Origin of the sequence: Paracoccus methylovorus, from assembly GCF_016919705.1 — a bacterium.
Lineage (GTDB): Bacteria > Pseudomonadota > Alphaproteobacteria > Rhodobacterales > Rhodobacteraceae > Paracoccus > Paracoccus methylovorus.
Window position 1 is genome coordinate 1,568,813 of the sequence record NZ_CP070368.1, and the last position, 25,279, is coordinate 1,594,091.

Genomic DNA, 25,279 nt, shown 5'->3' on the forward strand with positions numbered 1-25,279 from the left:
CCATAAAACAGACAAGGAATCTGCCATGAAGCTCAGCGCCCGAAACGTGCTGCCGGGAACCGTGACCGAAATCGTTGCGGGGGCAGTCACCAGCCACGTCCGCCTTGACTTGGGCGGCGGCTGCATCGTCACCGCCGCGATCACCAATGAGGCGGTGGCAGAGCTTGATCTGAAAGTCGGGGCACGCGCCTCGGCCGTGATCAAGGCCTCCGACGTGATGGTTGGCATAGATGACTGAATCCCGTTCAGACGCCCTGCGACCGCGTGAAATAGCCGTGCCCGTACCGGATCGCTTCGACGCGCAGCTCTGGTTTATCGGTCGCATCCACACCCCGTGGAAAAGTCGGGGCGAATGCCCGCGCCGCGGTGACGCCGACAACGGACCCGAGTGTCGGATCGAGGTTTTCCACCCGTGGGCCGCTGGTCTTGCAGGCATTGCGAAACACCAGCGCGTGCAGATCCTTTACTGGATGCATCAGGCGCGCCGGGATGTGATGATGCAGAACCCGAACTACGGCGACGTCGCGACGGGGACTTTTGCCCTGCGCTCACCGGTTCGGCCCAATCCGGTGGCGTCGTCCATCGTCAGACTGCTGGCCGTTGATGGGCCGATCCTGACTGTCCGTGGACTCGACTGTCTGGACGGCACGCCGCTTGTCGATATCAAGGCCGAATTCGGAGCTACTCCATGATACAGCTTACCCGCCGTGCTTTGGCCGGCCTTTTGCTGACCGCCGCCCTTACCGTCAGCTTCGCCCCAGCCGCGCCCGCATTCGACGGCCGGACCATCACCGACATCACCGGGCGCGAGGTTCAGGTTCCCACCGATCCGGCCCGGGTTTTTGCCGCCGGCCCCCCCGCTGCAGTGCTGCTTTATACGCTGAAGCCACAGGCGATGATCGGCTGGGTCAGCGCGCCCAAACCCGAAGCAGCGCCATTTCTGCTGCCCGAGGCTGCGGCCCTGCCCGAACTTGGTCGCCTGACCGGACGGGGCGACACCCTGAACCTTGAGGTTTTGCTATCCGCCAACCCTGATCTGATCGTGGATTATGGCGCGGTCAACGACACCTATATCGATCTGGCCGGCCGGATTCAGGAACAATCGGGCGTGCCCTATGCCCTGATCGACGGCAGTTTTGCCCATATGTCGCAGGGAATCCGGGAAATGGCCGACATTCTCGGCGTGCCCGAGCGGGGCGAAGAACTGGCCACCTATGCCGACAGGACTCTCGCCGATCTGGATGCACTGCTTGCCGGGATCCCTGAAAGCGACCGCCCCACCGTCTATCTGGCCCGCGGGTCCGAAGGGCTGGAGACACCGGCTAGAGGTTCGATCAACGCCGAGATCATCGAGCGTATTGGCGCCCGCAACGTGACCGCCGCCGAAACGCAGGGCCTCACCAGCGTGTCGCCCGAGCAGGTTCAGGCCTGGGCGCCCGAGGTGATCATCACCATCGACCGGGACTTCGCCGCCAATGTCGGCAATATGCCCGAATGGCAGGGCATCCCCGCAGTCACGAACGGGCGGGTCTATCTGGCGCCCTCGGCCCCATTCGGCTTTATCGACGCGCCGCCTTCGGTCAACCGGCTGGCGGGCCTGATCTGGCTGTCGCACAAGCTTTATCCCACTGCGGCAACCGGGGATCTGCGGACAGAGATCGCCGATTTCTATGGCCTTTTTTATGGTATCCGCCCCGACGAGGCCGTGCTGACGGACCTGCTGGGTGAGTGATCGCCGACTGACCGGCCTGTTGGCACTTGGGCTGGTCGCAGCATTGCTAATCGCAGCCGCGACCGGCCCATTTGCCTTGTCGCCCAGCAAGATATTGGCGGTTCTGGGCGGGGACAGGTCGGACCCGCAGGCGGTAACGGTGCTTTGGAATATCCGCCTGCCGCGCGTTCTGGCTGCCGCCGTGGTCGGCGCGGCGCTGGCAGCAGCCGGGGCCGCCTATCAGACCACCTTCCGCAATCCTCTGGTATCGCCCGACATCTTGGGCGTATCGGCCGGTGCCGGTTTCGGCGCGGTGCTGGGCATCCTGTTGGGATTGCCGGTCATGGCCATCCAGTTTTTGGGGTTCGGCGTGGGGCTTGCGACGGTCGGGCTGGTTCTTGGCCTGACACTGGCGTTGCGCGGCACGGGTCAGGTGCTGGTCATGGTCCTGTGCGGCATCGCCATCGGGGCTTTGGCAAGCGCCGGCATTTCTTTGGTCAAACTGCTGGCCGATCCGGAACAGCAACTGCCCGCGATCACCTTTTGGCTTATGGGCAGCCTCGCGGGGGTAAAGCGCGCCGATCTGGGCGCCGCAACTCCGGCGCTGCTGATCGGCATCGCACCACTGCTGGCTTTGCGGTGGCGAATCGGCCTTTTGGCCATGGGCGATGACGAGGCCCGTGCCATGGGCATCAACGCGACCCGGCTGCGCATACTGGTCATCGCCTGCGCGACACTGATGACTGCGGCGGCGGTGGCGCTGGCCGGGATCATCGGCTGGATCGGGCTGATGGTGCCGCATATGGCACGGCTGATCACCGGCCCCCGCTTTGACCGGATGTTGCCTGCGGCCATCCTGATCGGCGCGGGTTTCATGGTGCTGGTCGATACCGCCGCCCGCAGTATCGCCACGCTGGAGGTGCCGCTGGGCATCCTGACCTCGGCTCTGGGGGCGCCCGTCTTTGTCTGGTTGCTGGCACGCGGGGCAAGGCCATGGAGCGAATGACCCCGCTTGTCGTCGCCCGCGATCTGGCCATAGGCCATCGCGGCAAGGCCCTCATTTCAGGCGTCGACCTGCGTCTGGATGCAGGCCGCGTGCTGTGCCTGCTAGGCCCGAACGGCGCGGGAAAAACGACGCTGTTTCGTACGTTGCTGGGCCTGATCCCACCCGTGGCAGGCCAGATCACGCTTGACGGCCAGCCGCTTGCCCAACTGACACGCACCCGCATCGCGCGCCATCTGGCCCATGTGCCGCAGGCGCTGACCACGCCCTTTGCCTTTACCGCACTGGACATCGTGCTGATGGGCGCGGCGGCCGGCCTGGGTCATTTCGACCGGCCCGGCAAGGCCGAGGTCCAGCGGGCCATGGCGGCGCTGGATATGCTTGGCATCGCCGATCTCGCCCAGTCCGAGGTGACGCGCCTGTCCGGCGGCCAGCGCCAGCTTGTCCTGATCGCCCGCGCATTGGCGCAGGATGCCAGCGCCATCGTTATGGACGAGCCCACGGCAAGCCTTGATTTCGCCAACCGGATCAGGGTCGGCAAGGCGATCAAGCGGTTGGCGAGCGCGGGTATCGGCGTGATCCTGTCCAGCCATGATCCGGATCAGGCCGCCGCACTGGGTGACAGCGCCCTGCTGATGAACCGCCAGGGCGTCATCGCCTGCGGTCCCATTGATGAGGCAATGACCGCCGAAAACCTGACCGCGCTTTACGGCATCACAGTCCGGCGCGAGTAAGGCGGCGACGGGCGGTTGCGATTCTACTGACTTGCGGCAAGGCTCCGGGCCAGCCCCATCCATCCGTCACTGCCGGGCCAGCCAATCGGTGATGCCGCGTCTGAGGTTGGTTTCACCCTGGGCGCGGGCATCATCGATCAAACATTTCAGTTCGGCCAGATTGACCCGTCTTATCAGATGCTTCACCGGGCCGATCGACGCCGGCCGCATGGACAACCGCCGAAAGCCAAGCGCCGCGAAAGTCACCGCTTCGATCGGTCGGCCGGCATCCTCGCCGCAGAACGACACCGGCACCCGCGCCTCGTCGCAACGCTGCACGATCTGGTCCAACAGCGCGATGAATGAGGTGTTCAGCGTGTCGTAACGGCGGCGCACCCGTTCATTCTCTCGGTCGGCAGCAAAGAAAAACTGCTTCAGGTCATTGCCGCCGACCGAGATGAAATCGCACATCTCGAAGAACTTCTTGGGCGCGAAGGCCAGAGAGGGGGTCTCAAGCATCGCGCCGACACGGATGTCCGAGGGCATCGCATGGCCCAGCCGCTGTTCGCGGGCCAGTTGCTCCATCAGCAGCTTATGCGCCTCTTCGAATTCACCCATCTCGGTGATGAAGGGGAACATCACATGCAGCGGACGCCCCACCGCCGCGCGGATCAGCGCCTGCAACTGCATCCGCAAGACACCGCGCTTGTCCAGACCCACGCGGATCGCACGCCAACCCATGGCCGGGTTCGGCTCGTCCTGCGGCTTCATATAAGGCAGCACCTTGTCGGAACCGATGTCCAAGGTGCGAAACATCACCGGCTTGCCATGGGCGTTGTCCAGCACATGGGCATAAAGTCCCGCCAGTTCCCCACGGCGCGGCACGCGGGTCCGGGTCAGGAACTGCAATTCGGTGCGGAACAGGCCCACCCCCTCGGCACCCGAGCTTTCCAGGCTGGGCAAATCCGCCATCAGGCCCGCATTCATATAAAGCTGAATGGTCGTGCCGCATTTTGAAGTCGCAGGCAGATCCCGCAGCCCGGCATATCTTTTCTGCGCCTGCGCCTGCATGGCCATCTTGTCGCGAAAAGCCTTGGCTACCGATTCTTCGGGGCGCAGATGCACCGTGCCCATATCACCGTCCACCAGAATCGAATCGCCGTTCAGTGCCTCGGAGGTAATGCGCTCGGCATGGATCACCAGCGGGATCGCCAGCGCACGGGCGACGATGGCGGCGTGACTGCCGACCGAGCCCTCTTCCAGAACCACGCCTTTCAGCCTGCGGCCATAATCCAGCAATTCGGCCGGGCCGATATTGCGGGCGACCAGAATCGGGTCCTCGGGCATTTCGGCACCAGTGTCGCGCCCCTGCCCCGTCAGGATGCGCAGAAGCCTATTCGACAGATCGTCCAGATCATGCAGCCGGTCGCGCAGATAGGGATCGGCGGCACTTTCCAGCCGGGCGCGGGCCTGACTTTGCTCCTTTTCGACCGCGGCCTCGGCCGACAGGCCCAGATCGATCGCCTCTTCCATACGGCGCAGCCAACTGCGGGAATGGGCGAACATCCGGTAGGTTTCCATGACCTCGGCCGAATCGCCCACGCCCATATCACTTGCCGCCAGCATCGAATCGACCTTGGTGCGCAGCATGGCCACGGCCTCGTTCAGCCGGACCTTTTCCTTCAGCGGGTCATCGGCGACAGGGTTCGTGACCACGACACGCGGCTCGTGCAGCCAGACATGACCCTCGGCCACACCCTCCTGCGCGGCAGCCCCCGGGAACATGACAGGAAAGCGGTGCTGCGGCGGCATGCCATCGGCCTGAGTCCCCAGAAAAGCGCCCAGTTCGGCCATCTCGGCCAGCACCATGGCGACGACTTCCAGCCCATAGACCTCGTCCTCGCTGAACTGGCGGGCATCGCGGGACTGCACCACCAACACGCCCAGCCGTTCACCCACGCGCTGGATCGGCAGACCAAGAAAACTGGAGTAAACCTCTTCGCCGGTCTCGGCCATATAGCGAAAGCCGGGCTCGGCTGGAGCGTTGGCGGTATTCACATGCCGCCCAAAGCGGGCGACGCGGCCCACCAGCCCCTCGCCCAGACGCAGCCTGGTCTTGTGGACGGCCCCCGGGTTCAGCCCCTCGGTCGCGCATAGTTCAAGCGTATCGGGATCGCGGAAAAGATATATCGAGCAGACCTCGGTTCCCATCGAATCGGCGATGTGATGGGTAATCTGGTCCAGACGGTCCTGACCACCCCCCGGGGCAGCCAAGGTTTCACGCAGCCGCCGGAGCAGCTTGCGCGAGTCACTGTCCTTGCGTTCGGGCATAATCCTCCCGCTTCAGCCTGTCGGGCCCGGAATCAGGGCTTGTCCAGTTCGAAGGCATCATGCAGTGCCTGAACCGCCAGTTCCATATATTTGCGGTCGATCAGCACCGAAATCTTGATCTCGCTGGTGGAAATCACCTTGATGTTGATGTTTTCGTCAGCCAGCGCCTTGAACATCAGCGCGGCAACACCGGCGTGGCTGCGCATGCCGATCCCCACGACCGAGACCTTGGCGACCTCGGTATCGACGACCAGATCGTCATAGGCGATGTGGCCGGCGGCCTTGGCGTCTTCCATGGCTTTCCGGGCGCGGGCGACCTGATTCACCGGACAGGAAAAGGTCATGTCGGTCACAGCGCCGGGGTGGTCGTCGTAATCGCGTTCAGAGATGTTCTGGACGATCATGTCCACGTTCACGCCGGCATCCGCCAAAGGCGCAAAGATCGCGGCCGAGATGCCGGGACGATCCTCGACAGTGACCAGGGTGATCTTGGCCTCTTCGCGGGAATAAGCGACGCCGTTGACGACTTTCGATTCCATGATTTCATCCTCATCGCAGACCAGAGTGCCGCTGTTTTCGTCGGTTTCCTCGAACGACGACAGCACCCGCAGGCGGACCTTGTATCGCAACGCCAGCTCGACCGAGCGGGTCTGAAGAACCTTCGCCCCCAGGCTGGCGAGTTCCAGCATTTCCTCGAACGCGATCTTCTTGAGTTTGCGCGCTTTCGAGGTGATGCGCGGATCGGTGGTATAGACCCCGTCCACGTCTGTATAAATGTCGCAACGCTCGGCCCCGAAGGCGGCGGCAAAGGCGACGGCGGTAGTATCCGATCCGCCCCGGCCCAGCGTGGTGATCCGATTGTCCGAGGCGATGCCCTGAAAGCCCGCGACGACCGCAACCCGCATGCCTTCGGCGAATTTCTGGTCGATGTTCTGGCGCGGGATATCGACGAAACGCGCCGCCGAATGCTGCGCGGTGGTGTTGATCGGCACCTGCCAGCCCTGCCAGCTGCGCGCCGGCACGCCCATTTCCTGCAAGGTCAGCGCCATCAGGCCGGCGGTGACGTTTTCGCCCGAAGCGACAACGGCGTCGTATTCGCGCGCGTCGAACATGGGCGAGGTCGCCTCGACCCAGCCGACCAGCTCATTCGTCTTGCCCGACATGGCGCTGACGATGACGATGACGTCATAGCCACGTTCGACTTCGCGCTGAACTTTCAGCGCTGCGTTCTTGATGCGGTCCAGGTCGGCAACCGAGGTGCCGCCGAATTTCATCACCAGAAGCGGCATTCCCTTGCCCCCAGCATCACCAGTTTTCCGGGGCGGGTTCTATGGTCGGGACGGGAAAAGAACAAGGGGCGGCAGGAGTTTCGCGCGTATTCGGCTGCATTATTTTGCCGGCTGCCCCGCCAGAGCGGCCGGGCCCTTGATGCGGCGGGCGCGTGGCCGCACAAGACGGGCATGAAAGTGACGCATGACGAATCCACCTTTACCCTGACCGGCAAGATCTGGTCGACCACCTATCCGCTGGAGGAACTGCCCAGGTGGCTGGCCTTCTATCGGGGCCGCAAGGCACGCTTTCCCAAGGCCGGCAACAGCTATGACGCCACCATCGCCGCGCTGGAGGAACTGGAGCGGATGCTGGCCGCCAAAAGCTAGGCCCCGCTATGGTCGCGCCAGCGGCTATGGATGTTTTTGCAATGGGCCGTTTCGGAAAAGATGCGATCCATCAGGACCATGAAGGCGCTGCGCCACAGCGACGGCGGCTGTCGATACACGCGCGAGCACAGCGGTTCGGATTGCCGGCCTCCAAGGGTCCGGTTGATGCAGACTGACGCGCTCCACCAAGCGTTCATGAGAACCTCACTACTCGTCAAAACACCTTCGATCAGACGAATGTGACGCCCGGAAAACGGCTGGGCGCCCATTCCGATATGAAGCGGCGGTGATGCGGGAAAGTCACGCTGCCTTTTTCGGCAGGACGGCAGCAGTGCGGGTGGCGCATGTTCCCAGCAGTGCGTTGGTAACAAAAGAAAAATGCTGCAGCACAAGAGAGCCAGAACTTTGACACGGCATCAAAGTCCATCCAGATTCTCTGCCAATTTCCGCCACCCGACGGCGCCAACCCGCTACGCAATTCCCCAAGTGCCTTGGCCAAGGGAGGCTGCATCAACTGCCCCGTCCATTCAGATCCTAGCGCTGTTCAGCCATACAACTTGGTTGCTCCCTACAGCAAATCAGGTATACAGATAGATTCAACAATCCCACGCTATCTACGACGGCTCTGCCTCCAGATCGCCAGTCGTAAACTTACTTGGTTAAAATGGTTGATAACCCCAAAAAACAATTCCATGCGCATGATATATTCATTCCAGGCGTCGATGAGGGATTGCGACTTGCATATGCACAGTCACTGGAAACTGGCAGGGATAAACCCGCAAATATAAGCTTCCTGTCATTATCCAGCAATGACGACCACAGACTGACATCCTACAGATTGATGTGGAAGAAACCTGCGTGGGAACAGTCTGTGACGACCCCCACCGTCTTGGCAGTTGCGGATAATTTGGAAATCTCCCCTTCCGAAACCAGGATCAATGGGAAGGTTCTGCTGAATTCCGCAAAGGGCGCAAGGTTTCGAAATAGAATAGTCCAGACAAACAAGACATTAGACGCAGAAATAACAGCGTATTTGACGGAGAAATCCTTCCGGAACAGGAGAAGTATTCAAGCTGACACCACGGATTTTCGCGACCTAAGCCTTGTAATTGAGGCAAAGAATTTCTTTAATTATTATCACTTTCTCAAAGAATCTTTCCCTGTTCTGATGTTGTACAAACAGCACAACCTGACGGGGAATATCATATTCTATAGCGGAAAAGGTTCGGTTGCTGATTTTGTTATTTCACAATGCAAAACGTGGTTTCCGGAGCTGTTGGAAAAAATCGTATTCGATGCGAGCGGAGATAGCAGAAAATTTGCTCGGGCCCTATTGGGGCTGAACACCTCCCACCTTTATTTTCAATGCAGAAACCGCGTAATGAAAAGCATTGATGATGTCGGTGTCGAAGTGGGACGTCGCGCAAGCGTACGAAACTTTCAGATGCTTGGCATGAATGCGTACGAACAGCCACTTGCTGATTTCCGCAAACATGCGTTAGCGCTGGCTCGCCCTGACCCAAAACCAAAGCGGCGCTTGTTCGTTACACGGAAATCCAAACGCGTCCGCAGTATAGATGGTGAAGAGCACTTCCTGCAGCTTCTTGAAAGGCTGAACTTCGAGACGATTAGCTTTGAGGATTACTCGACTCTCGAGCAAGCCAAGTTGGTCGCAGAAGCCGAGGCAGTTGTTATTCTACACGGCGCCGGGATAACTAATATGCTTTACGCACAACCCGGTTGCCACTTTATAGAACTCTCCAACCTTCAAACTCTGAAAAAGCGATACGGCGATTTCCTGCCGCTCGCAATTGCATCCGGCGCCCATTATTGTCATGTCTTTCTGGATCACGATTTCGATGATCCCGACACTGTGCCATCAATCGCCCTGCACGGTCTTCGTGGCGTTCGCATGAGCCAATTTCAATCTCAGGTAACGGCATCCTGGATTGCCGCTTTGCTTCATCCAGAGGAGTTTGAGGAGGCGAGGCGAGAATGTGCAGAGTTAAATGACCAACGCGATTTTTCAAAACTCACAACGCAACTAGATAAGCATAGCCACCTCCTACAACATCTCGCAGATGCACATGTCTGGACTGCGAACTGCCTTAACGACGGCCGCGACCTTACGGGCTCTTTGGATGCACTGCGCCGCGCTTTGATCCTGGCTCCACGCAGACACCCATTGATTAAACGAATCCTGACCCTCGCACACCGCATTGAGGATAAAACTGCGTTCGACCAAGCCTGCCTGCACGCAAGAAGGTATGGCGGCGAGGACATGCAGGCATTCTTCCAACAAAACGGTTGGATATTTCACGTAACAGACTCAAACTCCACGCCCAGTGAGCCAATTCACCAGCGTTAAACTGAAGTATTCATGTGCGTCGTCGACTTTGATTGCCAGAGGCTTGCTGGAGCATTCAATGATCTGATTGAAGGCACAGGACCCGTTTGGCACGCAGCAAGGCCTGCACCTCCGTAAAATGGGTCCCGCTGCCACGCATCGCGATGCCGGCCTCGATATCGATACCCCCCGCCGTCGTTATGGCTCCAGACCAAGATGTAGGCACGCATCGAGCGCAGGCCGCTGGCGGAAGCCAGGCGATCAGACGCTAATGTAAGAGGCACAGCCGCTCGGTCTCACGGAAACCTGCGCCAGCAAACTCGGAAGAGCCCTGGTCCCGTTGAACAGCTCCTCCTGCGCACCGATCTGGAGCAGAATATCCAGGAAGCATCGCTCGAATCGCCGATAATCTTTCGCTCATTACCAGAACTTGCCAAACCCTGATGATTGCAGGCCAATCCGAAGCAATCAAGCGCCACGTCTTTCAGCTTCAAAAAGCCTCAAACCTTGACAGAATTTCCGTTGCTCGAGGATCGGTCAAGCAATGTCTTGGTTCTGCAAACGGCCCTGCAAACCATGGACACTGACTTCCGTTAATGATGGTCGGGGCGAGAGGATTCGAACCTCCGGCCTACGGTACCCAAAACCGTCGCGCTACCAGGCTGCGCTACGCCCCGGACCTTCTGGCGCTGTCTAGCGGGTGACTGCGCGGGGGGAAAGGGGAAATTGACGGTATCAGCATCGTCTGTTCAGTTTCAGTCACAGGGCGCCAGTGCGCCATCCTGCGGCAAGCCCGGGTGGGACAGCACCATACCGGGATGAATCCCCAGCCGGGCCGCATCGCCGCCCCGGATCTCAAGCACCATCAGCCGCTCGGGCGCTGGATCATCGAGTGGGGCGCCGGGCACCGACGTTTCGTCCAGCGGCCGGGCCATGGGATGGACGTGACGCACTTCGCCCCGCGCGTCGATAAAGATCATATCCAGCGGGATCAGCGTGTTGCGCATCCAGAAACTGACCGGTTGCGGTGATTCGTAGATGAAGAGCATGCCTTGCCCCGAAGGAAGATCGCGGCGGAACATCAGGCCCCGCGCGCGTTCCTCGTCGGTATCGGCGATCTCGACCGACACTTCGACCGGCATTCCCCGACCCTGAAACAACGCCCGGTCGGGATGGCATTCGGCCGCCAGGGCCGAAGAATGATTGGCAATGAGAAGAATCAGAGTAACAGTTGCGGCTCGCAACTTCATACCGCGCCCGCGACCAGCCGCAATTTAGCGAGCGCGGCCGCTCCCCCCGGTTGCGACTGCCGCGCCTCGATCGCGGCTCTTTCCCATGAAAGGATTTGTGCGGCCATCATCCCCCGTCGCCCATCAACCACGCGCAGGGCAATGGCCTCGCCCACGGCCAGGTCGGCAAAGCCGGAATGTCGCAGGACCTCGACGTGCAAGAACACGTCGGCCTTTTCACCGAACAGATTGGCAAAGCCAAAGCCCTTGGCCTTGTCGAACCATTTCACCCGTGCCGGCAACAGCGGCAACAGTGCGATTTCTTCCGGCGTGGCCGAACACAGATCGGCGATGGCTGGCATCGGCTCGCTGGCCGGAGGCGTGATCTCGAGCACCTCGAGCGCCTGCATGCCACGGGCAGTTTTCTGAATGATGGCAACAACATGAGAGCCCTCGGCAACTGAGCTCTGGCCGAAATTCCGCAGCACGTTGGCGTGCAACAGAATATCGGCGCCACCGTCGGGGTCGGTAAGGAACCCAAATCCCTTACCACCATCGAACCACTTCACGACGCACGCGATCTTGCGCTGTTGCCCGTCGTCTTCTTCCATGTCTTCCCGTCACCCGTTTGAAAACCAGAAACAACCCGAAGCTCCGGTCTAGCGCCCTTCGGTCTGGACTGAACGAAGGTGAAGCCGGATTGGTCAGGTTTTCCATACCATGGATAAATCCCGAACCCGCATCAAGGGCTAAGACGGCACACTTGCCATAAACTTTGCGTAAATTCCGGGGCACCTTCCTGCAATCCGCTGTTTTCGTTTTCTGAACCCGGTTTTGTCCAACGAAAGCGATCATGCAGCCGAAAAGCACCGTCGGCCCAGAATTCGATCTGAACCGGGCGAATACGGTAGCCGCCCCAATGCGGCGGGCGCGGCGGATGCAATCCAAGGTTGATTCCCTGCCGCGCCACCTCGGCCATCAGCGCGCCGCGACTGGCCAGCGGCCGGCTTTGTCGCGAAGCCCAGGCACCAATCCGCGACTGCAATGGACGCGAGGCGTAATAGGCATCGGCCAATTCCGGCTCAACTCGGGTGACATGACCGCGCACGCGGATCTGCCGGCGCAGGGATTTCCAATGCATGACGAAGGCCGCGACGCCAGTAGCCTCGATTTCGACCCCCTTCGCGCTTTCGAAATTGGTATAGAAAACGAACGAGCCATCTGCCCCAGCGCCTTCTATATCCTTCAAAAGCACCATGCGCACATCAGGCATCCCGGCCGCATCCACCGTGGCCAACGCCATGGCGGTCGCGTCGTTCGGCTCGGTCTTTTCGGCCTCGGCCAACCAGCTTCGCGCGATGGCAAACGGGTCGTCGCCGGCGAATATTCCGCTACGGTCGCTCATGACAGTCTGCTTACCAACACTTGATGCCTCCATGCACATGGCCTAATCCTGCTGAAAACCGAAGAAGCGCGAGGGGCAGCATCATGTCAAGTGACGGCGGTATGGGGCTGATGAAGGGTCGTCGCGGCCTGATCATGGGCCTGGCGAATGACAAGTCCATCGCCTGGGGCATTGCCAAGGCCCTGGCCGACCACGGGGCCGAACTGGCCTTTTCCTATCAGGGGGATGCGCTCAAGCGGCGAGTCGAGCCTCTGGCCGCACAGATCGGCTCGGACCTTCTGGCCGAATGCGACGTGTCGGACGAGGCTTCGATCGACGGGCTGTTCTCGACCATTGCGGAACGCTGGGACAATCTGGACTTCATCGTCCATGCCATCGGCTTTTCCGACAAGGAACAGTTGCGTGGACGTTATGCCGATACGACGCGCGACAACTTCCTGATGACCATGGATATCTCGGTCTATTCCTTCACCGCCGTCGCGCGCCGCGCCGCCGCGATGATGCCCAATGGCGGCTCGATGCTGACCCTGACCTATTATGGGGCCGAACGGGTGATGCCGCATTACAACGTCATGGGTGTCGCCAAGGCGGCGTTGGAGGCATCGGTGCGCTATCTGGCCGAGGATTTCGGCAAGGACGGCATCCGCGTCAACGCGATCTCGGCCGGCCCGATCAAGACGCTGGCCGCCAGCGGCATCGGTGATTTCCGCTATATCATGAAGTGGAACGAACTGAATTCGCCCCTGCGACGCAACGTCAGCCAAGAAGAGGTCGGGCGTTCCGCGCTGTATCTGCTGTCCGATCTGGGCTCCGGCGTGACGGGCGAAACGCATCACGTCGATGCCGGCTATCACATCGTCGGCATGAAGGCCGTGGACGCCCCCGACATCGCCACGACGAAAAAGGACTGATTCCCCGCGATGAGCGCCGAGCAGGTCATTGCGCTTGTCTCGGCGCTGTCGCTGGCGATCCTGACGCCCGGCCCGGCGATCATCGCCACCGTGCAGGCAGCCTTTGCCCATGGCCGCAGCCGCGCCCTGCCCTATGCGCTGGGGCTGGCCTGCGGCGCGTCGCTGTGGTGTCTTTTCGCGCTTGCCGGGCTGGCCGTGCTGTTCCGGCTGCACCCCGGGCTGTTCGCGGTGCTCAAGGTCTTTGGCGGTTTTTACCTGCTGTGGTTCGCATGGACGCTGTGGCGTTCATCGACGCGGCCCCTGCCCGAGGCCGCAGGCGGCACATCGAAAGGGTTTTGGGGCGGAATCGCGCTGAATCTGTCAAACCCCAAACCCGCGCTGTTTTATGCATCCCTTATCCTTTCGGTCTTTCCCGAGCCGATGGGGATCGCGCGTCAGGCGCTGATCTACGGCATCTGCCTTGCGACCGAACTGTTCTGGTATGCGATGGTCGCCGTTCTGATGTCGACAGCCATCATGCGAACGCGCTATTTTGCAGCAAAGTTCTGGATCGACAGGGCTGCCAGCATCGCCATGGCATTGCTGGGTCTGCTGTTGATCGTCAATCACTAAGGAGCCAGCATGAACGATCGCCTGCCCCATGAACGCGGATTCCACATCAGCTGGGATCAGCTCCACCGCGACGCCCGCGCGCTGGCCTGGCGGCTTGAGCATCGCCAGTGGCGCGCGATCCTGGCGATCACGCGCGGCGGCCTTGTGCCGGCGATGATCGTTGCGCGCGAACTCGATGTCCGCGTGATCGACACCATCTCGGTCAAGTCCTATCACGGCAAGGGCGGGCAAGAGCGGGGCGAGGTCAAGGTACTGAAGGCCCCCGATGCGGCGATGATGCAGGACGGCGAGGGCATTCTGGTGGTGGACGATCTGGTCGATTCGGGCCGCACGCTGGAACATGTCCGTGCCATGTACCCCAAGGCGCATCTCGCCACCGTTTATGCCAAGCCCAAGGGCCGTCCAATGGTCGAAACCTATGTGACCGAGGTCAGCCAGGACACCTGGATCTTCTTCCCCTGGGACATGGCGCTGCAATACGTCCAGCCCTATCGCGGCGAGGACTAAGCGCGGCGCAACAGCCTAGCCGGTGTGCCGGGACCGCGACGCGGGTTTTGGTGGCGCCAGAGCCAATAAGGCAGCCAAGGCCGGTTTTGCAAATACGGGCCTTGGCCGTGGCATGTGCATATGCATCGGTGAACGGCGGATCAGTCCTTGTTGCATCCCTTGTCGGTTATTGGCCCCGCGGCTATTCTGTGCGCATGATAAGCATCAGACCCGCAAGCGACCGTGATGCTCCCCTCCTGCCAGAGATCGAACGCAGTTCCGGCGAAATATTCCGGCAATCTCCGGGGCTTGAGTGGATCGCCGATGACACTGTTCAGTCCGAGGAACAGCATCGCGCCCTGATCGCAAATGGCCTTGCCTTCGTCGCGGAGGTGCAAGGTTATGGAGTTGCGGCTTTCCTGAACGGAGAGGTAACGCCCGACGCCCTCCACATTTGGGAAATTGCGGTCCACCGCGATCAGCAGGGGCACGGCATCGGGCGAAGGTTGATCGAGGCGGCGCAGCAGTTTGCCGCGGATCATGGGATCAATGCACTGACCTTGACCACGTTCAGGGAAGTGCCTTGGAATGAACCCTATTATCAAAGACTTGGGTTCAGTACACTAGATTGCGAAGAGCTCAGCCCCCGGCTGCGGGCCGTCCTGGACGCCGAGGGGCAGGCCGGGCTACCTACAGCACGGCGTTGCGCCATGAGGAAACTTCTCTAACGGCAGCAGTGCCCCGCCTAGCCATTCCCGCGCACGAAACGGGCGGCTTCCTCGGCGGCGCGGCGCAGGGCGCGGCTTTTGTTCACCGTCTCAGTGAATTCGGCCTCGGGGTCGCTGTCATAGACCACGCCACCGCCCGCCTGAATATAAAGCGTGTCGTTCTTGATGACACCGGTACGCAGGGCGATGCACATGTCCATCTCGCCATTCGCGGCAAAATAGCCGACGCCGCCGGCGTAGACGCCGCGCTTTTCCGGCTCCAACTCGTCGATGATCTCCATGGCGCGGACCTTGGGCGCACCCGAAACCGTGCCGGCAGGCATACCCGCCAGCAGCGCCGACAGCGCATCCTCGCCTTCGTTGAGCTCGCCCACCACGTTCGACACGATATGCATGACGTGGCTGTAGCGTTCGATGGTGAACTGCTCGGTCGGGTGAACTGTGCCCACGCGTGCCACGCGGCCCACGTCGTTGCGGCCCAGATCCAGAAGCATCAGGTGCTCGGCCAGTTCCTTCTGGTCGGCCAGCAGATCTGCCTCAAGCGCGCGGTCCTCTTCGGCGGTCGCACCGCGCGGACGGGTGCCGGCGATGGGGCGGATCGTCACCTCGCCACCGCGCAAACGGACCAGAATCTCGGGCGATGCACCGACGATCTGGAAACCGCCGAAATTCAGGAAGAACATGAAGGGCGACGGGTTGGTGCGCCGCAGCGCCCGGTAGAGCGCAAAGGGCGGCAGCGGGAAATCCATCGCCCAACGCTGCGAGGGCACCACCTGAAAGATGTCGCCGGCGCGGATATAGTCCTTGGCCTTCCCGACCGCCGCCAGATAGGCCTCTTTCGAGAAGTTCGAGCGCAGCTCACCGATCTTGAGGTCATGCCCCAATGCGCGCGGCTCGCTAGGCTGGCGGTCTAATGCGCGCAGCGCCTCCATCACCCGCTCAGCGGTCTGGGCATAGGCGGCGCGGGCGGGTGTCCCGTCCTGATACCAGGCCGGGGCGCAAAGCAGGACCTCGCCCTTTACGCCGTCAAGCACCGCCACGACCGAGGGGCGCATCATCATCGCATCCGGCAGCCCCAGCGGATCGGGGTTCACATCGGGCAACCGCTCGACCAGCCGGATCATGTCATAACCCAGATAGCCGAACAGCCCTGCCGCGCCCGCAGGCACGCCGTCCGGCATGTCGATGCGGCTTTCCGCGATCAGGGCGCGCAGGCTGTCCAGCGCCGGCCGGTCATCGTCGGCGAATTCGTCCGAATAGCGGGCATTGCGGTTGATGCGTGCCTTGCCGTCACGGCATTCCCAGATCAGATCGGGCTTCATGCCGATAAAGGAATAGCGCCCGCGAATCTCGCCGCCGGTGACGCTTTCCAGCATAAAGGAATTGGGCGCGGCCTCGGCCAGTTTCAGCATCAGGCTGACCGGCGTGTCCAGATCGGCTGCCAGCCGGATGGTCAAAAGCTGATTGCGCCCCTCGGCCCAGCCGCGTTCGAATTCGGCAAAATCCGGGGTAATGTCCATTACTGAACCTGTGCGTTCACCGCATCCACGGCGGTCTGGTTCAGCGTCACACCGTTCCGGGTCTGCAGAGCACGGGTGAAATAGTCGAACACGTCCTGACGCAGCGAATCCGCCAGCCGGGCCGAGATCCCTTCGCGGATCTGCCCGGCCTCGTCACTGTCGGTCTCACCCGCATGGATCTTGTCCAGAGTGATCAGGAACACCCGGTTCTCGGCGTCCACCACCTCGGTCACGCCCTCTTCGGCGATGTCAAAGGCTTGGATCACCACATCCTGCGGCACGCCGTTGATAAAGCCGCCGCGGGCCAGATTGGTCACAGGGGTCCCCGGCTCGGGGGTGGGTCTGTCCGCCACCGGCGCGCTGTCGGAAGTCCCGGCCGCGGCCGCACCCAAGGCCTGCGCGACCGGAGCAGTCGCCGCCGCCGGGGCCGGCTCGATGCCGGGATCGGCGGCTGCTTCGGCTTCGACGCGGCGCTGATCGGCCAAGGCCAGCAGTTGGCGATGCGTTTCGTTCTGCGACCAATCGTCGGCCACGCGATCACGCACCTCCTCGAACGGGATCAGTGCCGGCGGTTCGATCTGGTCCAGACGCATGGCGAAAACGCCGCCGTCACCCGTCTCGAAAAGCTCGGGGAAATCCTTGTCGGTCAGTTGCGCGGCACGCTGGCGGAATTCGGGATAGGCGTCGATGCCGTTCGGATCGGCCTCGGCCCCCTGGCTCCAGTCGATCTGGCCCATTTCCATCGGCGTGTCCTGCGCCATGTCCTCCAGCGCGGCACCGCCGGCCAGAAGATCGGCGAACTCGCCGGCGCGTTCCTCGATCTGGCGGCGGGCGCGATCGACGGCGGCCTCAAGCCGCAGGTCGTCCTTGGCCTGATCGAAGGGAATATCCAAGGGTTCGAGTATTGCGTTCATCGAAAACAGCGCCGGCCCCAGTTCGGAACTGGCCGGGCCGGCGATACCGGGTCCCTCCAGCGCAAAGACAGGCTCACCTGCCGCGCCCAGATCGGTCTTGGCAACCTCGCCCAGATCGATGTCGGCCAGCGTCAGACCGCGCTCGGCGGCCAGTTGCTCGAAGGTGATCTCACCGCTGTCGATGCGGGCCTTTGCCTGTTCGGCAGCCGCCACGGTCGGAAACACCAGACGTTCGACCATGCGGCGTTCGGGCTGCTGGAACTCTTCGATCCGGTCCTGATAAAGGTCACGCAGCGCCTGTTCATCGACCTCGACCTCGCCCTCCAACATCTCGGGGGTCAGCCAGACATAGGTGATCTTGCGGATCTCGGGCGCTGTAAAGCGGTCGGCATTGGCCTTGTGCCAAGCCTGCAACGTCGCCTCGTCGGGGGTGGCGACCGGAGTGGGCAAGTCCTCGACAGTCAGTTCGCTCCAATGGATATCGCGCGTCTCAAGCAGCCAGCCCTGCGTCTGCGTCACCACCGGCTGCGGCGCGCTGACGGCCGAGAGTGCCGCGTCCTGCAGGATCTGCCGCGCCATGTCCATGCGCAGGTCATGTTCGAACTCGGCTTCGCGCAGCCCTTCGCGGCGCAGCGCATCCGCATAGATGGCGCGATCAAACTGGCCGTTCAGCCCGCGAAAGGCACCTATGCCGGTAATCTGTTCGGCAACTGCCTGATCGCCCACCGAAACACCCAGCCGGTTCGCCTCGGCCTCAAGTGCGGCGGCGGTGAAAAGCCGCGCCAGCGCCGCCTGATCCACGCCGATGGCCTTGGCCTCGGCGGCGCTGATCTGGCGGCCGGTGCGGGCGGAAAAGTCCTGCATCTCGGCGCGCAGCGTGCGGGCATAATCTTGTGCCGATATCTCGACCCCGCCCACGGCACCGATATCCGCCGTGCCGCCCGAGAAGTTGGTGACGCCAAAGCCGCCCAGTCCCAGAACCAGCATACCCATCAGCAACCAGACGATGGTCGATTTGCCCTTGCCTCGCATCTTGTCGCCGTGCCCCGTCAGTTGCTCTTATTAGTCAGCGCAAGTCTTTAGGGTGCCAAAGCCGCCGCGGCAAGTGCCGCAAAGCCATGCACCCATCACGGGCGCGCGCGTTGGCGCGCGATGGGGCCCGTCACCGGCATGGCGGACAGGTATTCAATCGGTCAGCCGCAGAGCACCGAAATCGGGGGGAGTGGACAGGTCGACCCCCGTATCAGGCGCGGGTCGGGACAGGCCGACCGGTCCTTCGCTGGACGTATTTCCGGTGATTTCCGGGGTCGGAATCGTGGCAGGCGCATCAGCGGCGGGCGGCGCGAGGGCATCCGACGACCGCCCGGAAATAACAGGCGCGGCAGGAGGATCCCCGGCGGCTTCCGCAAGCGGGGGCTCTGCCTGGGGAACCGCCACCTCGGCCGGGTCGGCATCGGCGGGCTCTTCGTGCGCCGTCACGGTTTCCGGCGTTGCCGTAGCAGGGGCCGACAGCGCCCGTTCCGGCGCGCGGTCCAGTCGCGGCACCACCACCTTGCCGGGCGGCGGCACGGGAATCGGGGCCTCGGACACGAGTTCGGGCAAGTCGATGGAATCGATCTCGGGCAAGGCCATCTCAGGCGAGGCCGGGCTTTCATCCGGTGTCTGCGGCCGCAAACCGGCAGGCTCCGCTGCGACAGGGGCGAATTCGTCGGCGGGACGCTGCACCTGCGGTGTGGCGGCAGGCCGCGGACCCTCGGCGGACAGGGGCGTGGGCGGCTGCGGCTGCATATCGCTGGCGCGGGAAAACTCGGATCCGGCGGGGACGGTCAGCGTCTCGGCCGCCGGGGCTTCGTCTAGGGCGGGCCCCTGCGGGCGCGGCGGTTGCGGCAGCACCAGGGACAGCCCGACCAGCGCCGCGCCGCAGATCAGCGCGCCATGAACCAGCCCCGTTGCAAATCCCCTTGCCATGCTTTGCCCAGCCCTTGCCCCACGCACGTCCGATGCCGTTTTTCTTGCCCCGCGGGCTTGACCCGACGCGGAGCTTTGCCCCATCTATAGCCGCAGATTTTCCGGGGTTCACCCCCCAATGCAAGGCGCCCCGCCGGAAGGCCCAGACCATGATCCTGCTCATCGACAATTACGACAGTTTCACCTGGAACCTTGTCCATTACATGGGCGAGGCCGGGGCCGAAGTGGTCGTGCGCCGCAACGACACGCTGAGCGTGGACGAAGCGCTGGCGATGGGCGCGCAGGGTATCGTGATCTCTCCCGGTCCTTGCGATCCCGCACATGCGGGGATCATCGTGCCGCTGATCCGGGCGGCCGCGGAACGGGGCGTGCCGCTGTTCGGGGTCTGCCTGGGCCATCAGGCCATCGGCGAGGCTTTCGGCGGCAAGGTCGTGCGCGCCTCGCGCATCGTGCATGGCAAGACCGATGCGATCAGCCATGATGGAACCGGGGTGTTTACCGGATTGCCTTCTCCGCTGACCGCGACCCGCTATCACTCGCTGACGGTCGAGCCGGAAAGCCTGCCCGATTGCCTGCGCGTCACCGCCACCGCCGCGGATGGCACGATCATGGGGCTGATGCACCGGACGCTGCCGGTCGAGGGCGTGCAATTCCACCCAGAAAGCATCGCTTCCGAATATGGCCACGACATGATCCGCAACTTCCTGCGCCGCTGCACGAATCTGGATCGCGCAGCATGAACGGCGCGACAGACATCCGCCCGCTGATCGGGCTGGCCGCAACCCGCCCGCTGACGGGAACCGAGGCCGAAGCCGCCTTTGGCGCGCTGTTCGAGGGGGCGGCAACCCCCGCCCAGATCGGCGGCCTTCTGATGGCCATGCGCGTGCGCGGCGAAACGGTCGAGGAAATGGCCGCCGCCACCCGCGCCATGCGCGCGCGCATGAACCGCATCAACGCCCCGCAAGGCGCCATCGACATCGTCGGCACAGGCGGGGATGGCAAAGGCACGCTGAACATCTCGACCGCCACGGCCTTCGTGGTGGCGGGCGCGGGCGTGCCGGTCGCCAAGCACGGCAACCGCAACCTGTCGTCGAAATCCGGCTCGGCCGATGCGATCACCCATCTTGGCCTGAACGTGATGGGCACGCCCGAAATCGCCGAGCGGGCGCTGGCCAGCATCGGCATCTGCTTCATGATGGCACCGGTTCATCATCCGGCTATGCGCCACGTCGGCCCCGCGCGGGCCGAACTGGGGACCCGGACCATCTTCAACCTGTTGGGGCCGATGACGAACCCCGGTCTGGTCAAGCTGCAACTGACCGGCACCTTCGACCGGGTCTGGAACCGCCCGATGGCCGAAACGCTGCGCGAGCTTGGCTCGGAATTCGCATGGCTGGTGCATGGCGGCGATGGCACCGACGAGATCTCGATCGCGGAACCGACCTGGGTGGCGCAGCTCAAGGACGGCGAGGTCACCGAATTCCAGATCTCGCCCGAGGATGCCGGCCTGCCCGTCCACCCGTTCGAGGCGATCCTGGGCGGTGACCCGGCCCATAACGCCGGCGCGCTGCGGGCGCTGCTGGATGGCGCGCAGAGCGCCTATCGCGATGCGGTTGTGCTGAACGCCGCCGCTGCGCTGCTGATCGCCGGCAAGGCAGCCGATCTGCGCCAAGGGGCCGAGATCGCGCGGGACTCCATCGACAGCGGCAAGGCCAAGGCCAAGCTGGCGGCGTTGGCCGCAGAGGTCGGCGCGCCGGTCGACCCAAATGGCTGAAGATATTGCCGTGCCCCGCGCCTGGGCCGAGTTGCCGTTCTTTCATCAGGACTGGCCCGGCATCGCTGCCCGGTTGCGGGATCGCGACTGGCTGCCCGGCCCGGGCCGCGTCTTTGCCGCGCTGGAACTGACACCGCCGGAAAAGACCCGTGTGGTGATCCTTGGCCAGGACCCCTATCCAACGCCGGGCCATGCCAATGGGCTGGCCTTTTCGGTCACGCCGGAAACCGCCTTGCCGCGCTCGCTCAAGAACATCTTTGCCGAGATGAAGGCCGATATCGGCGCCATCCCCCCAACGGGCGATCTGAGCCATTGGGCGCGTCAGGGCGTGCTGCTGCTGAACACCTCGCTCAGCGTGCTGCCCGGTCAGGCCGGCATACATGCGAAATGGGGCTGGGACAAATTGGCGCATCAGGCCGTCGTCCGGGCGCAGCGGGAACGACCGCTGGCTTTCATCCTGTGGGGCGCACATGCGCAAAAAGCCCTTGCCGGCTTGCCCCGCACACAAGATCTGGTCATTGAAACCGCCCATCCCTCGCCTTTGTCGGCGCGGCGCGGCTTTTTCGGCTCTCGTCCGTTCAGCCGCGTGAACGACTGGCTGAAGGCCCGGGGCGAGGCGCCGGTCGACTGGGCTCTTTCCGAAACTGTCGCTGCGGGGTAAAGCTGGGCCATGGATATTCTTGATCGCATCAAGGCTTACAAGCTTGAGGAAATCGCCGCGGCCAAGGCCGCAAGGCCGCTGGCAGAGGTCGAGGCTGCGGCCCGCGCCGCATCGGCCCCGCGCGGCTTTGCCAAGGCCCTGACCGACAAGGCCGGCACCGGCCACGCGCTGATCGCCGAGATCAAGAAGGCCAGCCCGTCAAAAGGTCTGATCCGGCCGGATTTCGATCCTCCTTCGCTGGCCCGTGCCTATCAAGCCGGCGGCGCCGCCTGCCTTTCGGTGCTGACCGACGGCCCCAGCTTTCAGGGCGCGCCCGAATTCCTGACGGCCGCGCGCGAGGCCTGCGACCTGCCGGCATTGCGCAAGGATTTCCTTTACGATCCCTATCAGGTGGCCGAGGCCCGTGCCTGGGGTGCCGACTGTATCCTGATCATCATGGCGTCGGTCGATGACGAGCTTGCCGCCGAGCTTGAGGACGCAGCATTGCATTGGGGCATGGATGCTTTGGTCGAGGTGCATGATCGCAATGAACTGGACCGCGCCCTGAACCTTAAATCGCCGCTGATCGGGGTGAACAACCGCAATCTCAAGACCTTCGAGGTCAGCCTGGACACCACGCTGGAACTGGCGCCGCATGTGCCCAAGGACCGCGATCTGGTTTGCGAAAGCGGGCTTTTCACCCCAGCTGACCTGAACCGCATGGCCGATGCCGGGGTCAGGCGTTTTCTCATCGGCGAAAGCCTGATGCGGCAGCAGGACGTGACCGGCGCCACCCGCAACATCCTGGGTCTTGCGGCATGAGCCTGACGCATTTCGACGCGCAAGGTCAGGCCCATATGGTCGATGTCTCGGCCAAGCCCGAGACTGCGCGCGAAGCCATTGCCGAGGGCATGGTCATCATGGCGGCCGAGACACTGGCGCTGGCGCAGGGCGGCGCGGCCAAGGGCGATGTGATGGGCGTCGCGCGACTTGCCGGGATCATGGGTGCCAAGCGCACCTCGGACCTGATCCCGCTGTGCCATCCGCTGCCGATCACCAAGGTTTCCGTGGATCTGGTGGCCGACCCCGCCTTGCCCGGCATTCGCGTGACCGCCACCGTCAGGACCGCCGGTAAAACCGGGGTCGAGATGGAGGCGCTGACCGCCGTCTCTACCGCCTGTCTGACCGTATATGACATGCTCAAGGCCGCGCAAAAGGACATGCGGATCGAGGGGATCCGCCTGCTTTCGAAAACCGGCGGCAAGTCCGGCGAGTTCCACGCCGCACCCTGAAGGGGAAACCGATGATCAGCGTCGAAGAAGCCCGCGCCCGCGTCCTTGCCCTCGCCCGCTCGCCGCAGCCCGAACAAGTGGCGCTGTATGACGCACTTGGCCGCGCCATGATCGCGCCTGCGGCGGCACGGCTGACGCAGCCACCCTTCGACGCCTCGGCAATGGACGGTTATGCGCTGCGCTCGGCCGACCTGCCCGGACCGCTGACGGTCATCGGGACCGCCGCCGCCGGCGTGCCCTATCAGGGCGAAACGCCTGCAGGCACAGCCATCCGCATCTTTACCGGCGCGCCGGTTCCTGCCGGTTATGATCGCGTGGCCATGCAGGAAATCGTCACGCGCGACGGCGACCGGATCACCATTCCCGAGGTCGGCAGCAACCTGAATATCCGCCGCAAGGGCAACGACTTTACGAAAGGTTCCGAATTCCTGCCGCAGCATCCGTTGCGTCCCGCCGATCTGGCGCTTCTGGCGGCGATGAACGTGCCACAACTGACCGTGGCGCGTCGTCCGCGCATCGCCGTTCTGGCGGGGGGCGATGAGTTGGTTCCTGTTGGCACCGAACCGGCGCCGGGCCAGATCATCTGCTCGAACGACATCGCCATCGCCGGGCTGGCGCGCGAAGCCGGGGCCGAGGCAACCATCCTGCCGCTCGCCCGCGATACCGAGGAAAGCCTGCGCGACCGCTTTGCCAAGGCCGAGGGCTTTGATCTGATCGTAACCATCGGCGGCGCCTCGGTCGGCGATCACGACCTGATCGCCAAGGTCGCCGGAAGCTTGGGTATGGAGCGCGCTTTCTACAAGCTGGCAATGCGCCCGGGCAAGCCACTGATGGCCGGGCGCATCGGTGCGTCCGCCATGCTGGGCCTGCCGGGGAATCCCGTGTCGGCCATGGTCTGCGCCAAGCTTTTCATGCAGCCCCTGATCCGCGCCATGCAGGGCCTGCCGCCCGGTCCCGAACCGCTGCAAGCCGTGCTGGGCCGCGATTTGAACCCGGAAGGCGACCGGCAACATTATTTGCGCGCACGGCTCGCCCCCGGCGAAACCCGGCCCCGGATCGAGCCCTTCCCCGATCAGGATTCCGCCCGCCTTTGGCTGCTGGCCGAGGCCGACGCGCTGCTGATCCGCCCTGCCCACGACCCGGCCCGCAAGGCGGGCGAGCGCATCAGCTATCTGCCGCTCTAGGCAATTAACCGGAAATTTACCCGAATCGTCATAAAGATTGACGCAAAGAACTGACCGCGCTAGAACATTCGATGAACATAACGGCGGCCGCAGCAGATCGGGGGCAGAGCATGCTGACCAAGAAACAGATCCAGCTTCTTGAATTCATTCAGGCACGGATGGCTCGCGACGGGGTGCCGCCCTCATTCGACGAAATGAAACTCGCGCTGGACCTGCGGTCGAAATCGGGAATCCATCGCCTCGTGACCGCCCTTGAAGAACGTGGGTTCATCCGCCGGCTGCCGCATCGCGCCCGCGCGCTGGAAATCATCCGGCTGCCCGACAGTCTCAGCAAGGGTCCGGGCTTCCAGCCCCGGGTGATCGAGGGCAGCGCACCCGACCGGCATGCACCGCAGCCGCGCGGCGCGATGGAGGTTTCCGTTTCCGCCATCGAACTGCCGGTGATGGGCCGCATCGCCGCCGGCGTCCCGATCGAGGCAATCTCGGAAGTGTCGCATCACATCGCGGTGCCCGGATCGATGCTCTCGGGGCAAGAGCGGCACTACGCGCTGGAAGTGCGGGGCGATTCGATGATCGAGGCCGGGATCAATGACGGCGATGTGGTGGTGATCCGCGAACAGCAAATCGCCGAAAACGGCGACATCATCGTCGCCCTGATCGAAGGTTATGAGGCGACGCTGAAACGCTTTCGCCGCAAAGGCGGCATGATCGCCTTGGAAGCCGCCAACCCTGCTTATGAAACCCGGGTGCTGCCCGAGGACAAGGTCCGCGTGCAGGGCCGTCTCGTGGGGCTGATCCGCAGCTATTAGACCACCTGCCGTTCACTTGCTCGATACAGGGTGTTTGGTGGCGT

26 protein-coding genes and 1 tRNA gene are annotated in these 25,279 nt (G+C 63.0%); 18 read left to right on the forward strand and 9 right to left on the reverse strand.

Annotated elements, in window-relative coordinates; all coding sequences use genetic code 11:
- The first annotated feature begins 25 nt into the window (after window positions 1–25).
- The 5 genes from JWJ88_RS07790 to JWJ88_RS07810 are packed head-to-tail and all read left to right on the forward strand — an operon-like array spanning window position 26 to window position 3,448.
- Window positions 26–238 carry a TOBE domain-containing protein gene (locus JWJ88_RS07790; protein ID WP_205293547.1) on the forward strand — a complete coding sequence of 71 codons (213 nt, stop codon included), beginning with the start codon at window positions 26–28 and terminating at the stop codon, window positions 236–238.
- On the forward strand, window positions 231–692 hold the full coding sequence (gene tsaA / locus JWJ88_RS07795; RefSeq protein WP_205293548.1) for a tRNA (N6-threonylcarbamoyladenosine(37)-N6)-methyltransferase TrmO: 462 nt from the start codon (window positions 231–233) through the stop codon (window positions 690–692). The genes JWJ88_RS07790 and tsaA overlap by 8 nt, the downstream gene beginning before the upstream one ends.
- Entirely contained in the window at window positions 689–1,732 is a 1,044-nt protein-coding gene (locus JWJ88_RS07800; protein WP_205293549.1) for an iron ABC transporter substrate-binding protein, read from the forward strand. The genes tsaA and JWJ88_RS07800 overlap by 4 nt, the downstream gene beginning before the upstream one ends.
- Window positions 1,725–2,717 (forward strand): FecCD family ABC transporter permease, encoded by a 993-nt coding sequence (locus tag JWJ88_RS07805; protein ID WP_240200130.1) that lies wholly within the window; start codon window positions 1,725–1,727, stop codon window positions 2,715–2,717. Before JWJ88_RS07800 ends, JWJ88_RS07805 begins: the two co-directional genes overlap by 8 nt.
- Window positions 2,714–3,448 (forward strand): ABC transporter ATP-binding protein, encoded by a 735-nt coding sequence (locus JWJ88_RS07810; protein ID WP_240200131.1) that lies wholly within the window; start codon window positions 2,714–2,716, stop codon window positions 3,446–3,448. The genes JWJ88_RS07805 and JWJ88_RS07810 overlap by 4 nt, the downstream gene beginning before the upstream one ends.
- A gap of 66 nt (window positions 3,449–3,514) precedes the next feature.
- Here the strand turns inward: JWJ88_RS07810 and ptsP are convergent, their stop codons facing one another.
- Window positions 3,515–5,758 (reverse strand): phosphoenolpyruvate--protein phosphotransferase, encoded by a 2,244-nt coding sequence (gene ptsP / locus JWJ88_RS07815; RefSeq protein WP_205293551.1) that lies wholly within the window; start codon window positions 5,756–5,758, stop codon window positions 3,515–3,517.
- Between the two features lie 32 nt (window positions 5,759–5,790).
- Complete coding sequence (locus tag JWJ88_RS07820) at window positions 5,791–7,047, reverse strand: aspartate kinase (RefSeq protein WP_205293552.1); 1,257 nt, start codon at window positions 7,045–7,047, stop codon at window positions 5,791–5,793.
- 171 nt (window positions 7,048–7,218) lie between these two features.
- On the opposite strand from JWJ88_RS07820, the gene JWJ88_RS07825 reads away from it, so the two are divergent.
- Window positions 7,219–7,416 carry a hypothetical protein gene (locus JWJ88_RS07825; RefSeq protein ID WP_205293553.1) on the forward strand — a complete coding sequence of 66 codons (198 nt, stop codon included), beginning with the start codon at window positions 7,219–7,221 and terminating at the stop codon, window positions 7,414–7,416.
- 664 nt (window positions 7,417–8,080) lie between these two features.
- On the forward strand, window positions 8,081–9,784 hold the full coding sequence (locus JWJ88_RS07830; protein ID WP_205293554.1) for a glycosyltransferase family 61 protein: 1,704 nt from the start codon (window positions 8,081–8,083) through the stop codon (window positions 9,782–9,784).
- Window positions 9,785–10,363: 579 nt separating this feature from the next.
- On the opposite strand, the gene JWJ88_RS07835 is transcribed toward JWJ88_RS07830, so the two are convergent.
- From JWJ88_RS07835 to pdxH, 4 genes are all read right to left on the reverse strand, one after another.
- Window positions 10,364–10,440, reverse strand: a tRNA-Pro gene (locus tag JWJ88_RS07835).
- 78 nt (window positions 10,441–10,518) lie between these two features.
- A complete protein-coding gene (locus tag JWJ88_RS07840) occupies window positions 10,519–10,905 on the reverse strand; it encodes a DUF192 domain-containing protein (protein ID WP_322983937.1) in 387 nt (128 codons plus the stop codon).
- Between the two features lie 104 nt (window positions 10,906–11,009).
- Window positions 11,010–11,603, reverse strand: coding sequence for a cold-shock protein (locus JWJ88_RS07845; RefSeq protein ID WP_205293556.1), 594 nt, complete (start codon window positions 11,601–11,603; stop codon window positions 11,010–11,012).
- Between the two features lie 131 nt (window positions 11,604–11,734).
- Window positions 11,735–12,397, reverse strand: a complete 663-nt coding sequence (pdxH, locus tag JWJ88_RS07850; protein WP_205293557.1) for a pyridoxamine 5'-phosphate oxidase — start codon at window positions 12,395–12,397, stop codon at window positions 11,735–11,737.
- A gap of 83 nt (window positions 12,398–12,480) precedes the next feature.
- Between pdxH and fabI the strand changes: the two genes are divergently transcribed.
- The 4 genes from fabI (at window position 12,481) to JWJ88_RS22140 (ending at window position 15,134) form a co-directional block, all read left to right on the forward strand.
- Window positions 12,481–13,308, forward strand: a complete 828-nt coding sequence (fabI, locus tag JWJ88_RS07855; RefSeq protein ID WP_322983939.1) for an enoyl-ACP reductase FabI — start codon at window positions 12,481–12,483, stop codon at window positions 13,306–13,308.
- A gap of 9 nt (window positions 13,309–13,317) precedes the next feature.
- Window positions 13,318–13,920: a LysE family translocator gene (locus JWJ88_RS07860; RefSeq protein ID WP_205293558.1), complete on the forward strand. Its 603-nt coding sequence runs from the start codon at window positions 13,318–13,320 to the stop codon at window positions 13,918–13,920.
- Window positions 13,921–13,929: 9 nt separating this feature from the next.
- Window positions 13,930–14,427 (forward strand): xanthine phosphoribosyltransferase, encoded by a 498-nt coding sequence (gene gpt, locus JWJ88_RS07865; RefSeq protein ID WP_205293559.1) that lies wholly within the window; start codon window positions 13,930–13,932, stop codon window positions 14,425–14,427.
- 194 nt (window positions 14,428–14,621) lie between these two features.
- Window positions 14,622–15,134, forward strand: coding sequence for a GNAT family N-acetyltransferase (locus tag JWJ88_RS22140; protein ID WP_205293560.1), 513 nt, complete (start codon window positions 14,622–14,624; stop codon window positions 15,132–15,134).
- Window positions 15,135–15,151: 17 nt separating this feature from the next.
- Here the strand turns inward: JWJ88_RS22140 and trpE are convergent, their stop codons facing one another.
- The 3 genes from trpE to JWJ88_RS07885 form a co-directional block, all read right to left on the reverse strand.
- Window positions 15,152–16,654 carry an anthranilate synthase component I gene (gene trpE, locus JWJ88_RS07875; protein WP_205293561.1) on the reverse strand — a complete coding sequence of 501 codons (1,503 nt, stop codon included), beginning with the start codon at window positions 16,652–16,654 and terminating at the stop codon, window positions 15,152–15,154.
- Window positions 16,654–18,600 (reverse strand): peptidylprolyl isomerase, encoded by a 1,947-nt coding sequence (locus tag JWJ88_RS07880; RefSeq protein WP_205293562.1) that lies wholly within the window; start codon window positions 18,598–18,600, stop codon window positions 16,654–16,656. Before JWJ88_RS07880 ends, trpE begins: the two co-directional genes overlap by 1 nt.
- 153 nt (window positions 18,601–18,753) lie before the next feature.
- Complete coding sequence (locus JWJ88_RS07885; protein ID WP_205293563.1) at window positions 18,754–19,536, reverse strand: hypothetical protein; 783 nt, start codon at window positions 19,534–19,536, stop codon at window positions 18,754–18,756.
- 149 nt (window positions 19,537–19,685) lie between these two features.
- Between JWJ88_RS07885 and JWJ88_RS07890 the strand changes: the two genes are divergently transcribed.
- The 7 genes from JWJ88_RS07890 (at window position 19,686) to lexA (ending at window position 25,235) form a co-directional block, all read left to right on the forward strand.
- Window positions 19,686–20,276 carry an anthranilate synthase component II gene (locus tag JWJ88_RS07890; RefSeq protein WP_205293564.1) on the forward strand — a complete coding sequence of 197 codons (591 nt, stop codon included), beginning with the start codon at window positions 19,686–19,688 and terminating at the stop codon, window positions 20,274–20,276.
- Complete coding sequence (trpD, locus tag JWJ88_RS07895) at window positions 20,273–21,310, forward strand: anthranilate phosphoribosyltransferase (protein WP_205293565.1); 1,038 nt, start codon at window positions 20,273–20,275, stop codon at window positions 21,308–21,310. Before JWJ88_RS07890 ends, trpD begins: the two co-directional genes overlap by 4 nt.
- Complete coding sequence (locus JWJ88_RS07900) at window positions 21,303–21,971, forward strand: uracil-DNA glycosylase (protein ID WP_205293566.1); 669 nt, start codon at window positions 21,303–21,305, stop codon at window positions 21,969–21,971. Before trpD ends, JWJ88_RS07900 begins: the two co-directional genes overlap by 8 nt.
- A gap of 9 nt (window positions 21,972–21,980) precedes the next feature.
- Window positions 21,981–22,772 (forward strand): indole-3-glycerol phosphate synthase TrpC, encoded by a 792-nt coding sequence (trpC, locus tag JWJ88_RS07905; RefSeq protein WP_205293567.1) that lies wholly within the window; start codon window positions 21,981–21,983, stop codon window positions 22,770–22,772.
- A complete protein-coding gene (moaC, locus tag JWJ88_RS07910; RefSeq protein WP_205293568.1) occupies window positions 22,769–23,242 on the forward strand; it encodes a cyclic pyranopterin monophosphate synthase MoaC in 474 nt (157 codons plus the stop codon). Before trpC ends, moaC begins: the two co-directional genes overlap by 4 nt.
- Before the next feature lie 11 nt (window positions 23,243–23,253).
- Window positions 23,254–24,426, forward strand: a complete 1,173-nt coding sequence (locus tag JWJ88_RS07915; RefSeq protein ID WP_205293569.1) for a molybdopterin molybdotransferase MoeA — start codon at window positions 23,254–23,256, stop codon at window positions 24,424–24,426.
- Window positions 24,427–24,536: 110 nt separating this feature from the next.
- Window positions 24,537–25,235: a transcriptional repressor LexA gene (gene lexA / locus JWJ88_RS07920; RefSeq protein WP_205293570.1), complete on the forward strand. Its 699-nt coding sequence runs from the start codon at window positions 24,537–24,539 to the stop codon at window positions 25,233–25,235.
- Window positions 25,236–25,279: the final 44 nt, after the last annotated feature.

Excerpts from the sequence above, each read along its gene's own strand:
- JWJ88_RS07800 (WP_205293549.1), top strand. The coding sequence starts at position 689 with ATGATACAGCTTACCCGCCGTGCTTTGGCCGGCCTTTTGCTGACCGCC.
- JWJ88_RS07820 (WP_205293552.1), bottom strand. The coding sequence starts at position 7,047 with ATGCCGCTTCTGGTGATGAAATTCGGCGGCACCTCGGTTGCCGACCTG.
- pdxH (WP_205293557.1), bottom strand. The coding sequence starts at position 12,397 with ATGAGCGACCGTAGCGGAATATTCGCCGGCGACGACCCGTTTGCCATC.
- JWJ88_RS07890 (WP_205293564.1), top strand. The coding sequence starts at position 19,686 with ATGATCCTGCTCATCGACAATTACGACAGTTTCACCTGGAACCTTGTC.
- JWJ88_RS07825 (WP_205293553.1), top strand. The coding sequence starts at position 7,219 with ATGAAAGTGACGCATGACGAATCCACCTTTACCCTGACCGGCAAGATC.
- JWJ88_RS07840 (WP_322983937.1), bottom strand. The coding sequence starts at position 10,905 with ATGCCGGTCGAAGTGTCGGTCGAGATCGCCGATACCGACGAGGAACGC.
- JWJ88_RS07885 (WP_205293563.1), bottom strand. The coding sequence starts at position 19,536 with ATGGCAAGGGGATTTGCAACGGGGCTGGTTCATGGCGCGCTGATCTGC.
- JWJ88_RS07845 (WP_205293556.1), bottom strand. The coding sequence starts at position 11,603 with ATGGAAGAAGACGACGGGCAACAGCGCAAGATCGCGTGCGTCGTGAAG.
- JWJ88_RS07860 (WP_205293558.1), top strand. The coding sequence starts at position 13,318 with ATGAGCGCCGAGCAGGTCATTGCGCTTGTCTCGGCGCTGTCGCTGGCG.
- JWJ88_RS07900 (WP_205293566.1), top strand. The coding sequence starts at position 21,303 with ATGGCTGAAGATATTGCCGTGCCCCGCGCCTGGGCCGAGTTGCCGTTC.
- JWJ88_RS22140 (WP_205293560.1), top strand. The coding sequence starts at position 14,622 with ATGATAAGCATCAGACCCGCAAGCGACCGTGATGCTCCCCTCCTGCCA.
- trpD (WP_205293565.1), top strand. The coding sequence starts at position 20,273 with ATGAACGGCGCGACAGACATCCGCCCGCTGATCGGGCTGGCCGCAACC.
- tsaA (WP_205293548.1), top strand. The coding sequence starts at position 231 with ATGACTGAATCCCGTTCAGACGCCCTGCGACCGCGTGAAATAGCCGTG.
- ptsP (WP_205293551.1), bottom strand. The coding sequence starts at position 5,758 with ATGCCCGAACGCAAGGACAGTGACTCGCGCAAGCTGCTCCGGCGGCTG.
- fabI (WP_322983939.1), top strand. The coding sequence starts at position 12,481 with ATGTCAAGTGACGGCGGTATGGGGCTGATGAAGGGTCGTCGCGGCCTG.
- JWJ88_RS07830 (WP_205293554.1), top strand. The coding sequence starts at position 8,081 with ATGGTTGATAACCCCAAAAAACAATTCCATGCGCATGATATATTCATT.
- JWJ88_RS07790 (WP_205293547.1), top strand. The coding sequence starts at position 26 with ATGAAGCTCAGCGCCCGAAACGTGCTGCCGGGAACCGTGACCGAAATC.
- gpt (WP_205293559.1), top strand. The coding sequence starts at position 13,930 with ATGAACGATCGCCTGCCCCATGAACGCGGATTCCACATCAGCTGGGAT.
- moaC (WP_205293568.1), top strand. The coding sequence starts at position 22,769 with ATGAGCCTGACGCATTTCGACGCGCAAGGTCAGGCCCATATGGTCGAT.
- JWJ88_RS07880 (WP_205293562.1), bottom strand. The coding sequence starts at position 18,600 with ATGCGAGGCAAGGGCAAATCGACCATCGTCTGGTTGCTGATGGGTATG.
- trpE (WP_205293561.1), bottom strand. The coding sequence starts at position 16,654 with ATGGACATTACCCCGGATTTTGCCGAATTCGAACGCGGCTGGGCCGAG.
- trpC (WP_205293567.1), top strand. The coding sequence starts at position 21,981 with ATGGATATTCTTGATCGCATCAAGGCTTACAAGCTTGAGGAAATCGCC.
- JWJ88_RS07810 (WP_240200131.1), top strand. The coding sequence starts at position 2,714 with ATGACCCCGCTTGTCGTCGCCCGCGATCTGGCCATAGGCCATCGCGGC.
- lexA (WP_205293570.1), top strand. The coding sequence starts at position 24,537 with ATGCTGACCAAGAAACAGATCCAGCTTCTTGAATTCATTCAGGCACGG.
- JWJ88_RS07915 (WP_205293569.1), top strand. The coding sequence starts at position 23,254 with ATGATCAGCGTCGAAGAAGCCCGCGCCCGCGTCCTTGCCCTCGCCCGC.